Genomic DNA, 12918 nt, shown 5'->3' with positions numbered 1-12918 from the left:
CAGGCAGCTCGGGGTGCCGCTGATCTCCTCGCAGCCGCAGTACAGCATGTTGTGGCGGGTGATCGAGGCCGAGGTCGTGCCGGCCTGTGAGGAGCTGGGTCTCGGCCAGATCGTCTGGTCACCGATCGCGCAGGGCGTGCTGACCGGCAAGTACCAGCCCGGCCAGGCTCCGCCCGCCGGTTCGCGGGCCACCGACCCGGTGGGCGGCAACTTCGTGCGCGACCTGCTCGACGACGAGGTGCTCACGCGGGTGCAGCAGCTCAAGCCGCTGGCGCAGGAGGCCGGTCTGACGATGGCTCAGCTCGCGGTGGCCTGGGTGCTGCAGAACCGGAACGTCTCCGCGGCGATCATCGGAGCGTCCCGGCCCGAGCAGGTTCAGGAGAACGTCAAGGCGGCCGGCGTGAAGCTGGACGAGGGTCTGCTCAAGCGGATCGACGAGATCCTCGACCCGGTGGTGCGGCGCGATCCGAAGCTGACGGCGTCCCCGGCCAAGCGGCCGTAGCACCCGCCGGCTCGCCGCCGCGGCGGCGAGTGTTCACGCGGGCGGCGACTCCTGGAGGGACATGGGGCCGTACACCACGACCCCGTCCTCCAGGAGGGTGACCTGCTCGACCTCGGCGGCCAGCAGCTCGGGCCAGTTCTCGCCGATCCAGCTCTCCGCGTCGCCCTGGGTCGAGAAGGCGGCGTGCTCGCCCTCGACCGGGACGATCGGCTCAACCTCTGTACCCGAAGCGTTCTCGTACCGCCATGTGAAAGCCATGGCCCATACCTTAGCTAGGCGGCGAGCGGATGCATTCCCGGACACAGGCATGGCACGCCCTTGTGCTCGGCGGGGCGAGATCGGGCAAGTCGGCGTTCGCCGAACGGCTGCTCGTCGACGACGAGGAAGTGCTGTACGCGGCGACGGCTCCGCGCTACGACGGCGACCCCGAGTGGGCTGAGCGGATTGCGCGGCATCAGGCGACGCGGCCGCCGACTTGTCAGACCGTGGAGCTTGGGGAGGCGCCTGCGCGGCTCGCTGAGTTGCTGCGGACGGCCGATCGAACGGTTCTGGTGGATTCGCTGACGCTGTGGCTTACCGCAGCGATGGACTCGGTAGGCGCTTGGGACGACGAGGCCTGGCGTGAGGGCACGTCGCGTACGGCACTCGGTCGCCTGGTGTCCGAGCTCGTTGATGCGTACTCGAATTCGGCGCGTTCGGTGGTCCTGGTCAGCGACGAAGTCGGATTGAGCGTGGTCCCGGAATCGGCCGGCACGCGCCGGTTCCGGGACGAGCTCGGCCGGCTGAACCAGGCGATCGCCACGGTCGCGGACGAGGTCACGCTGGTCGTGGCCGGGATTCCGGTGCGGCTGAAGGCGTGGGCGCGGGACGCCCGGCCGCGGTAACAAGCCCTCGCCCGCGGGCGCACGGCGCGGGCGACGTATTAGGCTCGCGGGACGATGGACACGACAGAGCTGGAGAAGTTCGCCGAGGGCGTGCTGCGGCCGGACGAGGCCGCGCGCGCGGCGGCACGGGACCGCTGGGCCGAGACGGTGGCGCTGCCGCCGCGCTCCTTCGGGCGGATCGAGACGTTGGCGCAGTGGCTCGCGGCGGTCCAGGGCGCGTGCCCGCCCCGCCCGCTGGAGCGCGCCAGGCTGGTGCTGTTCGCCGGCGATCACGGCATCGCGCAGCACGGCGTGAGCGCGTATCCGCCGGAAGCCACGGCGGCCATGGTGCGCCGAATCGTGCAGGGCGGCGGGCCGGTGCAGGCGCTCGCGCGGACGCATCAGGCGTCGGTGCAGATCATCGACGTGTCCGTGGACTGGGACGCCGCGGCGTACGCCGACCTGCCGACCGAGGTGACCGCCGGCCGGATCCGGCGCGGCACCGGGCGCATCGACCAGGAGCCGGCCTGCACGCGCGAGGAGGCCGCCGCCGCCTTCCGGGTCGGCATCGCGGTCGCCGACGCCGAGATCGACTCGGGTGCGGACCTGCTCATGCCCTCGCTGATCGGCGTCGGCCACTCGACCCCGGCCGGCGTGCTCATCGGCGTGCTGACCGGCGCGGACGCGGCGGTGGTGACCGGACGCGGCAGCGGGATCGACGACCGCGCGTGGGTGCGCAAGTGCGCGGCGGTGCGTGACGCGATGCGCGCGGCGCGGCCGGTGATCGCCGACCAGATCGAGCTGCTGGCGACGGTGGCGGGCCCGGACTTCGCGGCGCTGACCGGCTTCATGATGCAGGCGGCGATCCGCAAGACCCCGGTGCTCTTGGACGGGCTCGGCAGCGTGGCCTGCGCGGTGCTCGCGCAGCGCATCGCGTTCCGGACGCCCGACTGGATGCTGGCCGCGCACCTGTCCCCGGAGCCGGCGTATCAGAAGGCGATCGACCGGCTCGGACTTGAGCCGCTGCTTGACTTCAAGGTGCGTGCGGACGGCGGTTGCGCGGCGCTGCTGGCGCTGCCGCTGCTGCGGTCGGCGGTGACGATCCTCGCGGAAACCGGCTCGTACGCGGAGGAAGGCCTGCCCGAACCGCTGATGCGTTCGCGACTTTGACGAGGCGATAAGCAGTGAGCATGAGTGCTGATGCGGACAGGGACGGGGGGATAGCCGAAGCGGGCTCGGGCGCCGTCGGGCCGGCCCAGGGGCCGGCAGTGCAAGCCACCGGCTCGGTGCCCTCGAACCCTGACGTAGGTGCGAACCCTGCGGCCGGGCACACTGCCGACCACGCTGCCGCGCATGGCGGCGGGAGCGCGGCGCACGCGGCCCCGGCTCAGGCTCATCCGAGCCGCTCCGGCCGGATCTCCGGCGGACTGCGGCTCGCCATCAGCACTCTGACGATCTGGCGGGCCGGGGCGCCGCGGGCCGACGCGGCCGTGGTGAGCGTCGCGATGACCGCGGCTCCGGCGGTGGGCCTCGGCCTCGGCGCGGTCGCGGCCGGTACGGCGCAACTGGCGAACTGGCTGACCGGCTCGCCGCTGATCGCGGCGGTCATCGGGGTGGCCGCGCTGGCGGCGCAGACCCGCGCGCTGCATCTGGACGGCCTCGCGGACACCGCGGACGGCCTGGGTTCGAACAAGCCGGCCGAGCAGGCGCTCGCGCTGATGAAGCGCTCTGATATCGGCGCCTTCGGCGTGGTGGCGCTGGTGCTGGTGCTCGCGGTACAGATCAGCGCTCTGGCGGCGGCCTTCGCGATCCACCGCGGCCCGGTCGCGGTGATCGTCGCGGCGGTGGCCGGGCGGCTCGGGGTGACGGCGGGGTGCACGCAGCCGATTCCGTCGGCGCGGCCGGGCGGGCTGGGCTCGTGGGTCGCCGGGTCGGTGCGGGTGCGGGTGGCGCTGGCCGCGGGCGTCGTCGCCGCGATCGTCTGCGGCGCGCTCGGGCTGATTGTCGATCCGCAGACCGCCGCGCTCGCGGCCGCCGCGGTTCCGCTCGGTCTGGCCGCGGCGCTGGCTCTGCTCGCGCGCTGCATCGACCGGCTCGGCGGCATCACGGGTGACGTGCTCGGGGCGATGGTCGAAACGGGCGCGGCGGTCGCGATTCTGGTGCTGGCCGTCCGCTTCTAGGGCGCGCTTCCGGGGCTTCCGGTCACGGCGTCGACGAGGAGAGGCCGAGCAGGACCAGGGCCAGGCCGAAGGCGAGCAAGAAGGCGATCAGGGGTATGAGATAGCGGGTGTATCCCGGCCCGAGGTGGCCGCCGGCCGCGTGGCTGCCCGGACCACGGGCGCCGGGGGTGCCCGACCACAGCTCCACCAGCTGCGCGCGGGCCTGCCGCATGACATCCGCGGAGGCGGTCAGACGCTGCCTGCTGCGGCGCACCCGCGGCGCTCCCGCGTGCCAGCCGCGGATCGTCCAGCGGTGGTCGGTGTAGCCGGTGGGCCGGAATTCCAGGAAGCGGCGGCGCGAGGAGCGGTGGTCCCTGGTCGCGATCGCCAGCCGTTCCCGGCCGCGGCCGTCCCAGCCCGCGTCGAAGCTGTCCGCGGCGACCGCCTCCAGCGCGCGGGACAGGTGTGCTGCGGTGCGCGCGAACACGTGCTGCGCGCCCGCGTCTGCGGGGACCGCCCCGGCCTCCGCTTCGGCCTCGGCGCCGGCTTCGACGAGGGCGTCGTAGAGCCGTGCGGCCACACCCTCCAGCTCGCCGTGCGCGAAGTAGCCGGACCGCGCGCCGCGCTCGGGCATCCGACGCCCGGCGGTCAGGCAGGTGACCAGCAGGTCGGCGACCAGTTCCAGGTCGACCGCCATGGCCGTGGCCGGGTCCGACTCGGCGGGACGGGCTACGAGTCCGACGTCGACGAGCACGCAGTTGCCGTTCGGCTCGACGATGACGTGGTCGGCGTCCGGCGAACGGTGCGCGACACCGCGCGCGTGCAACGCGTCGAGGGCGGCGAGCACGTCGGCGATGACGACGGACGCGGTCTGCACGTCAAGGCCGCGCGGCAGCTGCGCGAGCACCTTCGAGAGGCGCACCCCGGTCACGTGCCGGCACACCGTCGCGACGATCTGCCCGGCCGCGTCGACCACGTAGCTGAGCGGCGGCGCCAGGCGCGGATCGGTCAAGCCCGCCATCGCCGCGCTCTCGGCCGGATAGCCGTACTGGAAGCCGGGATCCAGGGTCAGCCCCGCGTCGAGGCACCGCATGACGGACAGGATTCCGAGTTCGTCGCGCAGCACGACGAGACCGCCCGCGTTGGTCGCGGCGGCGCCGACGAGCGGGCTCAGCCCCGCTCCGGCGTCCACCGTCTCGGCCACATCGTGGGTCGCCGTTGTCGTGGCCACTCGCACCTCCCGAACTCAAAGCGCTCCGTCGAACGCCGAAAAGCACCGCCAGCATCACCAGGAAGTCAGCGTCTGTCTAGTGTCAGGCACACGTTCACTCGATCGGGTGAGGTATGTCGGAATTGATACATCCCCGGTGCCGAAATACGGCCCGGCCGTGAATCAGGTCTCGGCTAAGACCCGGCGGTGTGCCGGTATTGCGATCCGGACTTAAATCTCACCGCGTGGACGGCGTGACGAACGGCGGCTTGGTGACGGTGAACGCCGCGCGCCGACCGCGCACATCGAGGAAGACCGTATCCCCCTCGGCTGTGGCCGGCGGCAGCAGAGCGAGCGCGATGCCGATTTTGAGCGAGGGCGAGAACGTACCGCTGGTCACCTCGCCGATGACGGTGCCCTGATCGTCGAGTCCCGAGGTATCGAACACCGCCATGTGCGGGCGCGGGATGGCCCGGTCGACCTGCCGCAGCCCCCAGAGCAGCCGGCGCGGCCCGGCCGCCTTCTCGGCCAGCAGCGGCTCGCGGCCCCAGAACGCGTCCTTCTTCCAGCCGACCGCCCAGCCGGCCCGCGCCTGCACCGGGGTGATGTCGAGCGAGAGGTCCTGGCCGTGCAGCGGATATCCCATCTCGGTGCGCAGCGTGTCGCGGGCGCCGAGGCCGCAGGGCTTGATGTCGAACGGCTCGCCGGCGCGCAGGATGGCGCCCCACAGCTCGTCCGCGTCCTGCCAGCGGCATACGAGTTCGTATCCGTGTTCGCCGGTGTAACCGGTGCGGCAGACCGTCAGGGGATTACCGTTCCAGGCGGCGGTGGCGAAGGCCATGTAGTCGTGGTCCGCGGGCAGCCCGAGCGTCTTGATCAGGTCGGCGGACCGCGGCCCCTGCACGGCCAGCACCGCGAAGTCGGAGTGCTGGTTCGTCACGGTGATGCCGGACGGGGCGGCCGCGACCAGGCGCCGCACGACCTCGGTGGTGTTGGCCGCGTTCGGGATGAGGAAGATCTCCTCCGGCGACTTCACGTAGGCGATCAGGTCGTCTACCACGCCGCCGGTGGCCTCGTCGCAGGCCAGGGTGTACTGCGCGCGGCCGGGGCCGATCCGGCGCAGGTCGTTGGCCAGCGTCGCGTTGACGAAGTCGAACGCGGTCAGGCCGCTGCCGTCGCTGGCCCGGCCGGCCACCGTGGCCTTGCCGAGGTGGCTGACGTCGAAGACGCCGACCCCGGTGCGCACCGCGGTGTGCTCGCCGACGACGCCGGAGTACTCGATCGGCATCTCCCAGCCGCCGAAGTCGGCCATCTTCGCGCCGAGGGCGACGTGCCGGGCGTGCAGCGGCGAGGTGAGCAGGGGTTGTGAGGGCGGCGTCTGTGACATGCCGCCGAGCCTACCGTCCAGTATTCGGGACGGCTCCTCCCCGCGTCCGGCCGGTGCGGGAAAACCCCACACTCCGCAGGCACCCGGCACGCCGCCCCGACCGTGCGGTTACGATGCCGCCAACTCCCCGACCTCAGGACAGGACAAGACGTGACCAGGATCTCACTGCAGCCCGGCCCGGTGGCCGGGGTCGAAGCCGACGCGCTCGTCATCGGCGTTTACCAGGGCGAGGACGGCGTGCTGCTCGCACCCGGCGCCGAGCCGGTGGACGAGGCGTTCGGCGGCCGGCTCGCGCAGATCCTGAAGGCGCTGGGGGCCACCGGGGCCGCGGAGGAGGTGACCCGGGTCCCGGCGAACGGCTCGCTGGCCGCCCCGGTCGTGGTGGGTCTCGGCCTCGGCTCGGCCGGCGACGGCGAGGTGGTCGGCGTGACGGGTCTGGAGGACCTGCGCCGCGCGGCCGGGTCCGCGCTGCGCTCGCTGGCCGGGTTCGGCAAGGTCGCGCTGGTGACGCCGGTGGCGGGCGCGGAGGTCGTGGAGGCCACCGCGCTGGGCGCGGCGCTCGCGGCCTACTCGTATGACGGGTACAAGACCGGCGACCCGGCCGACCGCAAGGGCCCGGTGCAGCAGGTCGTGCTCGTCACGACCGGGGATCCGAACGCCGACGCGCTCGCGGCCGGCAAGCGCGCGCAGGTGGTGGCCGACGCGGTGAAGGCCGCGCGTGATCTGATCAACACACCGCCCTCACACCTCTTCCCCCAGGCGTTCGCGGACGCGATCACCTCGGCGGTCGATTCGGCCGAGGTCGACGAGCTCACGATCGAAGTGCTCGACGAGGCGGCGCTGCGCGACGGCGGCTACGGCGGCCTGATCGGCGTCGGGCAGGGCTCGAGCCGGCCGCCTCGGCTGGTGAAGGTGACCTATGCGCACCCTGACGCGCAGCGCTCCCTGGCTTTCGTCGGGAAGGGCATCACCTTCGACACCGGCGGCATCTCGCTCAAGCCGTCCAACGCCATGGAGACCATGAAGTGCGACATGTCGGGCGCGGCCGCGGTCGTGCAGGCGGTGATCGCGATCGCGCAGCTGGGCCTGCCGGTGAAGGCGACCGCGTGGGCGGCGCTGGCTGAGAACATGCCGGGCGGGAACGCGATCCGGCCGTCGGACGTGCTGCGCATGTACGGCGGCAAGACCGTGGAGGTGCTCAACACCGACGCCGAGGGTCGGCTGGTGCTCGCGGACGCGATCGTGCGCGCGGGCGAGGAGCAGCCGGACGCGATCGTGGACGTCGCGACGCTCACCGGCGCGCAGGTGCTGGCGCTCGGCCACCGCACCGGCGCGGTCATGGCCAACGACGAGGAGTTCCGCACGCAGGTCGAGTCGGCGGCCGAGCGGGCCGGCGAGGACATCTGGCCGATGCCGCTGCCCGCGCACCTGCGCAAGACGATGGACTCGGACGTGGCCGACATCGCGAACATGGGCGACCGCATGGGCGGCATGCTCGTCGCGGGCATCTTCCTCAAGGAGTTCGTCCCCGAAGGCATGCCGTGGGCGCACTTGGACATCGCCGGTCCGGCTTACAACACTGTCGCGCCGTTCGGGTACACCCCCAAGGGCGGCACGGGCTATGCGGTACGGACCTTGGTTCAGCTCGCCCAGGACGCGGCCGATGGACTGTTGTAAGGCACTCGGGGACAAGTGGAAGTGGGCCCCGTATGAACCAGTAATGAACCAGTAGGCCCCGTAGGAAACTGACTGAATTTCAGCGGATGCGGGCTCGGCTCGGGCGGGAGCGCGTCACGGCTCCCGCTTGGCCTTTGCCTCCGCGGCGATCCGCGCGCTCCAGTCACGCATCCGCTGCGGATAGCCGACCACCATCGCGTCATACGCGGGAATGCCCAGGCGGTGAGCGAGCTGATGAGCGGCCTGCGGACCCGGTACCCGGCGCCGGGTCCACTCGCCGTTCGCCGCAACCAGCACCACTGTGGTTTCGGTCACAGCCGTGCGCGGCTCGACGAAAGCCTCTACCCCGCCGCGCGAACGGGCGAATCGGGTCAGGTGCGCCTCGTCCTCACGCAGATCGCGGCCGTACGTGGCGCCGCCACCTGCGGACCTTCCCCTGCGGCTGAACAACGCCACCTTTCATCACCTCGTTGAGTTCGGCCGGCCGCGACCGGATTGCGGACGAGCGCGTTCGCTCTACTACCAGGTAGACGCAGCACGCCCCTCAACGGTGGCCACGCCGGTCGGCCATGCGCAACCGCGCCCTCCCGGACCGCACTAAGCTGGCGCCGTACCACCAACCAACCATCCCGGCCGGCCCGCACGCAGGACCGCCGGGGCGGCGGTCGCCGAGAGGCCCCCCACCTGCGCGGGTGGCAGGATGCTTGTCAGTGTGCCATCCCGGAGCGTCCCGGCGATCCGGAATCAGGCCATCCGGCTGCGTACGGCGGGCTCGGACGGTTGAGCGCACACGCGAAGACGCGAGGAGACGACAAGTGGCTGACGCCGGGAATGTATTCGACGTAGTGATCCTCGGCGGCGGGTCCGGCGGGTACGCCTGCGCCTTCCGCGCCGCCGACCTGGGCATGAACGTGGCCCTGATCGAGAAGGCCGAGGTGGGCGGCACCTGTCTGCACCGCGGCTGCATCCCCACCAAGGCGCTGCTGCACGCGGCCGAGGTCGCCGACCTGGCCCGCGAGGGCGCCTCCTTCGGCGTGCAGAGCCAGCTCAACGGCATCGACATGGCCGGGGTCAACAGCTACAAGGACGGCGTGGTCGGCCAGCTGTACAAGGGCCTGCAGGGCATCGTGAAGGCCCGCAAGATCACCTTCGTGGCCGGCGAGGGCGTGCTGAGCGCGCCCAATCAGGTGACTGTGAACGGCGAGACGTACACCGGCCGCAACGTGGTCCTCGCGACCGGCTCGGTGCCCAAGTCGCTGCCCGGCCTGAACATCGACGGCGACCGGATCATCAGCAGCGACCACGCGCTCAAGCTGGACCGCGTCCCGGCTTCGGTGGTCGTGCTCGGCGGCGGCGTCATCGGCTGCGAATTCGCCTCCGTCTGGAAGTCCTTCGGCGCCGAGGTCACCATCATCGAGGCGCTGCCGCACCTGGTGCCGCTCGAGGACGAGAACAACTCGAAGCTGCTGGAGCGCGCGTTCCGCCGCCGCGGCATCAAGTTCGAGCTCGGCAACCGGTTCTCCGGAGTCGAGTACACCGAGTCGGGCGTGCGGGTTTCGACGGAGAACGGCAAGAGCTTCGAGGCCGAACTGCTGCTGGTCGCGGTCGGCCGCGGCCCGGTGTCCGCGAACCTCGGCTTCGAGCAGGCCGGGGTGGTCGTGGACCGCGGCTACGTGAAGGTGAACGAGTTCTGCCAGACCTCCGCCCCGGGCGTGTACGCGGTCGGCGACCTGATCCCGACCCTGCAGCTCGCGCACGTCGGCTTCGCCGAGGGCATCCTGGTCGCCGAGCACATCGCCGGGCAGAACCCGCGCCCGATCGACTACGACGGCGTGCCGCGGGTGACGTACTCGCAGCCTGAGGTCGCCTCCTGCGGTATCTCCGAGGCGATCGCCAAGGAGCGGTACGGCGCGGACCACGTGAAGACCTTCAACTACAACCTCGCGGGCAACGGCAAGAGCAAGATCCTCAAGACCCAGGGCGAGGTCAAGCTGGTGCAGATCATCGGGGTCGCGGGCGAGGACGACCGGGTGGTCGGCGTGCACATCGTCGCGGACCGGGCTGGCGAGCTGGTGGCCGAGGCGCAGCTGATCTACAACTGGGACGCCACGCCGGGCGACGTCGCGCAGTTCGTGCACGCGCACCCGACGCAGGGCGAGGCGCTGGGCGAGGCGCACATGGCCCTGGCCGGCAAGCCGCTGCACGTACACGACTGAGAGTCCCCTTCCCACGGACCCGAGAACGTAGGTAGTCAGGAGAGAAACCCATGCCGACATCAGTAACGATGCCCGCGCTCGGCGAGTCGGTCACCGAGGGCACCGTCACTCGGTGGCTGAAGAAGGAAGGGGAGACGGTCGAGGTCGACGAGCCGCTGCTGGAAGTCTCCACCGACAAGGTAGACACCGAGATCCCCTCCCCCGCCGCCGGCGTGGTGCTGTCGATCAAGGTGGCCGAGGACGAGACCGTCGAGGTCGGCGCGGAGCTGGCGGTGATCGGCGGACCCGGCGAGGCTCCGGCCCCCGCTGCCGCCGCCCCGGCCCAGCAGGCGCCCGCGCCCGCCGCGGCCCCGGCCCCGGCTCCCGCCCCGGCTCCGGAACCCGCGCCGCAGCCCGCTCCGGCGGCGGCCGCTCCGGCCCCCGCGCCCGCCCAGGCTCCGGCCGCCCCCGCCCCGGCAGGCGCTCCCGGCCCGGTGAGCGGCACCCCGGTGGTGCTCCCGGCGCTCGGCGAATCGGTGACCGAGGGCACCGTCACCCGCTGGCTCAAGTCGGTCGGCGACTCCGTGGACGCGGACGAGCCGCTGCTGGAAGTCTCCACCGACAAGGTGGACACCGAGATCCCCTCCCCCGCCGCCGGCGTGGTCGTGGCCATCAACGTGGCGGAGGACGAGACCGTCGAGGTCGGCACGACCCTCGCGGTGATCGGCGCCCCCGGTTCGGCCCCCGCCTCCGCGGCGCCGGCCCCGGAGCCCGCGCCGGTCTCGGTCGTCCCGACGCCGCCGCAGGCCCAGGCTCCGGCACCGGCCCCGGCTCCGGCTCCGGCTCCGCAGCCGGCACCCGCGCCCGCGGTCGCGCCTGACCCCGCGCCCGCACCGGTTCCGGCTCCGGCCCCGCCGTCGCCCACCCCGGCCGCGCCGGCGCCCGCGCAGGCCGCCGCTCCGGCTCCGCAGCCCGGCACGGCCCCGGCGCAGACCGCGGCACAGACCCAGAGCACGGCGCAGCCCGCCGACGACGAGGGTCCCGGCGCGTACGTGACCCCGCTGGTGCGCAAGCTCGCGGCCGAGCGCGGCGTCGACTTGTCGACGGTCGACGGCACCGGCGTCGGCGGTCGCATCCGCAAGCAGGACGTCATCGAGGCGGCCAAGGCGCTCGCGCCGAAGCCCGCCCCCGCCCCGGCCGCCGTCAACGGCGCCGCCGCGCCGAGCGCCCCCGCGGCCCCGGTCGCGGTCTCCCCGCTGCGCGGCCGCACCGAGAAGCTGTCGCGGCTGCGCACGGTCATCGCCAAGCGGATGGTCGAGTCGCTGCAGATCTCCGCGCAGCTGACCACGGTCGTCGAGGTCGACGTCACGTCGATCGCCCGGCTGCGCGAGCGCGCGAAGAAGGACTTCGAGGCGCGCGAGGGCGTCAAGCTGTCCTTCCTGCCGTTCTTCGCGATGGCCGCGGTCGAGGCGCTCAAGCAGTTCCCGCAGGTGAACGCCTCGATCGACATGGAAGCCGGGACCGTGACCTACCACGGCTCGGAGAACCTGGGCATCGCGGTGGACACCGAGCGCGGCCTGCTCGTCCCGGTGATCAAGAACGCCGGGGACCTGAACCTGGGCGGCATCGCGCGGGCGATCGCGGACCTGGCGGCGCGCACCCGGGACAACAAGGTCTCCCCGGACGAGCTGGCCGGCGGCACTTTCACGCTGACCAACACCGGTTCGCGCGGCGCGCTGTTCGACACCCCGATCATCAACCAGCCGCAGGTCGGCATCCTGGGCACCGGCGCCGTGGTCAAGCGCCCGGCCGTGGTCACCGACCCGGTGCTCGGCGAGGTGATCGCGGTGCGCTCGACGGTGTACCTCGCGCTCAGCTACGACCATCGCCTGGTGGACGGCGCGGACGCGGCGCGGTTCCTCACCACGATCAAGTCGCGGCTGGAGGAAGGGCGCTTCGAGTCCGAGCTCGGGCTGTAAGCCCGTTCGCCGAGACTGCTTTCACGTCCCGGCGGCTCCCGCTTCGGCGGGCGGCCGCCGGGACGTGCCGCGTTTATGCAGGTCGGCAAGGGCAGCCGGAAGTCACTGCGCGCAGCCCTGAGAAGGCCATATGCGCTCGCTCAGGAAGTGGTTGTACGGTAAACCGACCGACGGCGTCACTACCTTGCAGCCGGCGTCATAAAGTTTCAGTCGGCGTTATCACTCACAGGGCGGGACGATGGCATCGCAGGCCAGCAAGAAGAGCGCGCAAGAGCGCCGTGCGCAGATCGAGAAGATGCGCGCGGAGCAGGCGCGTCTGGAGCGCAAGCGCAAGATCTACTTCGGCGTCGGCGCGGGCGTGCTCGTGCTCGCCCTGGTCGCGGGGCTCATCGCGCTCGCGATGTCGAAGAAGAACAACAGCACGCCTGCGGCCCAGACCAACACCACGCCCAACGCGCTCGCGCAGACCTGGGACGGATTGACCGGGCAGACCGTGGACGGCGTCTCGGCGCAGACCCAGGAACAGCTGGCCTACCACATCCACGCGCACCTGGCGATCTACGTGAACGGCAAGCAGAAGCTGGTCCCCGCCGGCATCGGCATCGTCAAGCCGTGGACGACCGAGCAGCTGCAGGACGGCTCGCAGTTCGTCGACGGCGGCAAGCAGCTGTACTACCTGCACACGCACGACAGCAGCGGCGTCCTGCACGTCGAGTCGCCGACGACCAAGGAGTACACCCTCGGTCAGATCTTCGCCGAGTGGAACCAGCCGCTCTCCGGCAGCCAGGTCGGTCCCGCGTCCGGCTCCGTCATCACGTATGTCAATGGGCAGAAGTACACCGGGAACCCGTCCGACATCAAGCTGACGCCGCACGAGGTCATTCAGCTTGACGTCGGCCAGGACGTCGCGTTCCAGCCGTACGCCTTCGCCTCCGGTCTGTAAGCC

At 72.0% G+C, this 12918-nt stretch carries 12 protein-coding genes; 8 read left to right on the top strand and 4 right to left on the bottom strand.

Going from position 1 to position 12918, the window contains the following annotated elements:
* A partial coding sequence (locus VFB40_RS11750; RefSeq protein ID WP_324849882.1) for an aldo/keto reductase occupies positions 1-502 on the top strand: 502 nt, incomplete at its 5' end.
* Between the two features lie 33 nt (positions 503-535).
* Here VFB40_RS11750 and VFB40_RS11745 read toward each other — a convergent pair.
* Positions 536-760 (bottom strand): hypothetical protein, encoded by a 225-nt coding sequence (locus VFB40_RS11745; protein WP_324839075.1) that lies wholly within the window; start codon positions 758-760, stop codon positions 536-538.
* Positions 761-789: 29 nt separating this feature from the next.
* On the opposite strand from VFB40_RS11745, the gene cobU reads away from it, so the two are divergent.
* Genes cobU through VFB40_RS11730 form a run of 3 tightly spaced genes read left to right on the top strand, consistent with a single transcriptional unit; the run spans position 790 to position 3545 of the window.
* Positions 790-1386: a bifunctional adenosylcobinamide kinase/adenosylcobinamide-phosphate guanylyltransferase gene (gene cobU / locus VFB40_RS11740; RefSeq protein ID WP_324849879.1), complete on the top strand. Its 597-nt coding sequence runs from the start codon at positions 790-792 to the stop codon at positions 1384-1386.
* 54 nt (positions 1387-1440) lie between these two features.
* Entirely contained in the window at positions 1441-2535 is a 1095-nt protein-coding gene (locus VFB40_RS11735) for a nicotinate-nucleotide--dimethylbenzimidazole phosphoribosyltransferase (RefSeq protein ID WP_324849877.1), read from the top strand.
* Positions 2536-2555: 20 nt separating this feature from the next.
* Positions 2556-3545, top strand: coding sequence for an adenosylcobinamide-GDP ribazoletransferase (locus tag VFB40_RS11730; RefSeq protein WP_324849875.1), 990 nt, complete (start codon positions 2556-2558; stop codon positions 3543-3545).
* 22 nt (positions 3546-3567) lie between these two features.
* Here VFB40_RS11730 and VFB40_RS11725 read toward each other — a convergent pair whose 3' ends face one another.
* The gene (locus VFB40_RS11725; protein WP_324849873.1) at positions 3568-4755 is read right to left on the bottom strand and encodes a protein kinase family protein; all 1188 of its coding nucleotides are present in this window, start codon (positions 4753-4755) and stop codon (positions 3568-3570) included.
* A gap of 217 nt (positions 4756-4972) precedes the next feature.
* Positions 4973-6121 carry a glycine cleavage system aminomethyltransferase GcvT gene (gene gcvT, locus VFB40_RS11720; RefSeq protein WP_324849871.1) on the bottom strand — a complete coding sequence of 383 codons (1149 nt, stop codon included), beginning with the start codon at positions 6119-6121 and terminating at the stop codon, positions 4973-4975.
* Positions 6122-6271: 150 nt separating this feature from the next.
* On the opposite strand from gcvT, the gene VFB40_RS11715 reads away from it, so the two are divergent.
* Positions 6272-7798, top strand: a complete 1527-nt coding sequence (locus VFB40_RS11715) for a leucyl aminopeptidase (RefSeq protein WP_324849869.1) — start codon at positions 6272-6274, stop codon at positions 7796-7798.
* Positions 7799-7912: 114 nt separating this feature from the next.
* On the opposite strand, the gene VFB40_RS11710 is transcribed toward VFB40_RS11715, so the two are convergent.
* Positions 7913-8254: a hypothetical protein gene (locus VFB40_RS11710; RefSeq protein ID WP_324839082.1), complete on the bottom strand. Its 342-nt coding sequence runs from the start codon at positions 8252-8254 to the stop codon at positions 7913-7915.
* Positions 8255-8613: 359 nt separating this feature from the next.
* On the opposite strand from VFB40_RS11710, the gene lpdA reads away from it, so the two are divergent.
* The 3 genes from lpdA (at position 8614) to VFB40_RS11695 (ending at position 12915) form a co-directional block, all read left to right on the top strand.
* The gene (lpdA, locus tag VFB40_RS11705; protein ID WP_324849867.1) at positions 8614-10014 is read left to right on the top strand and encodes a dihydrolipoyl dehydrogenase; all 1401 of its coding nucleotides are present in this window, start codon (positions 8614-8616) and stop codon (positions 10012-10014) included.
* A 50-nt stretch (positions 10015-10064) separates the two neighbouring features.
* A complete protein-coding gene (gene sucB, locus VFB40_RS11700; RefSeq protein WP_324849865.1) occupies positions 10065-11972 on the top strand; it encodes a 2-oxoglutarate dehydrogenase, E2 component, dihydrolipoamide succinyltransferase in 1908 nt (635 codons plus the stop codon).
* Positions 11973-12210: 238 nt separating this feature from the next.
* A complete protein-coding gene (locus tag VFB40_RS11695) occupies positions 12211-12915 on the top strand; it encodes a hypothetical protein (protein ID WP_324849863.1) in 705 nt (234 codons plus the stop codon).
* The last annotated feature ends 3 nt before the right edge of the window (positions 12916-12918 follow it).

The sequence above is a fragment of the Actinocrinis sp. genome (genome assembly GCF_035650855.1).
In the GTDB taxonomy this organism is placed as follows: domain Bacteria; phylum Actinomycetota; class Actinomycetes; order Streptomycetales; family Catenulisporaceae; genus Actinocrinis.
This window is presented reverse-complemented; position numbering and strand designations above follow the sequence as displayed.

What these genes read in the sequence shown, in the direction of transcription:
- VFB40_RS11745 (WP_324839075.1), bottom strand. Translation starts at nt 760, where the DNA reads ATGGCTTTCACATGGCGGTACGAGAACGCTTCGGGTACAGAGGTTGAG.
- cobU (WP_324849879.1), top strand. Translation starts at nt 790, where the DNA reads ATGCATTCCCGGACACAGGCATGGCACGCCCTTGTGCTCGGCGGGGCG.
- VFB40_RS11735 (WP_324849877.1), top strand. Translation starts at nt 1,441, where the DNA reads ATGGACACGACAGAGCTGGAGAAGTTCGCCGAGGGCGTGCTGCGGCCG.
- VFB40_RS11730 (WP_324849875.1), top strand. Translation starts at nt 2,556, where the DNA reads ATGAGTGCTGATGCGGACAGGGACGGGGGGATAGCCGAAGCGGGCTCG.
- gcvT (WP_324849871.1), bottom strand. Translation starts at nt 6,121, where the DNA reads ATGTCACAGACGCCGCCCTCACAACCCCTGCTCACCTCGCCGCTGCAC.
- sucB (WP_324849865.1), top strand. Translation starts at nt 10,065, where the DNA reads ATGCCGACATCAGTAACGATGCCCGCGCTCGGCGAGTCGGTCACCGAG.
- VFB40_RS11695 (WP_324849863.1), top strand. Translation starts at nt 12,211, where the DNA reads ATGGCATCGCAGGCCAGCAAGAAGAGCGCGCAAGAGCGCCGTGCGCAG.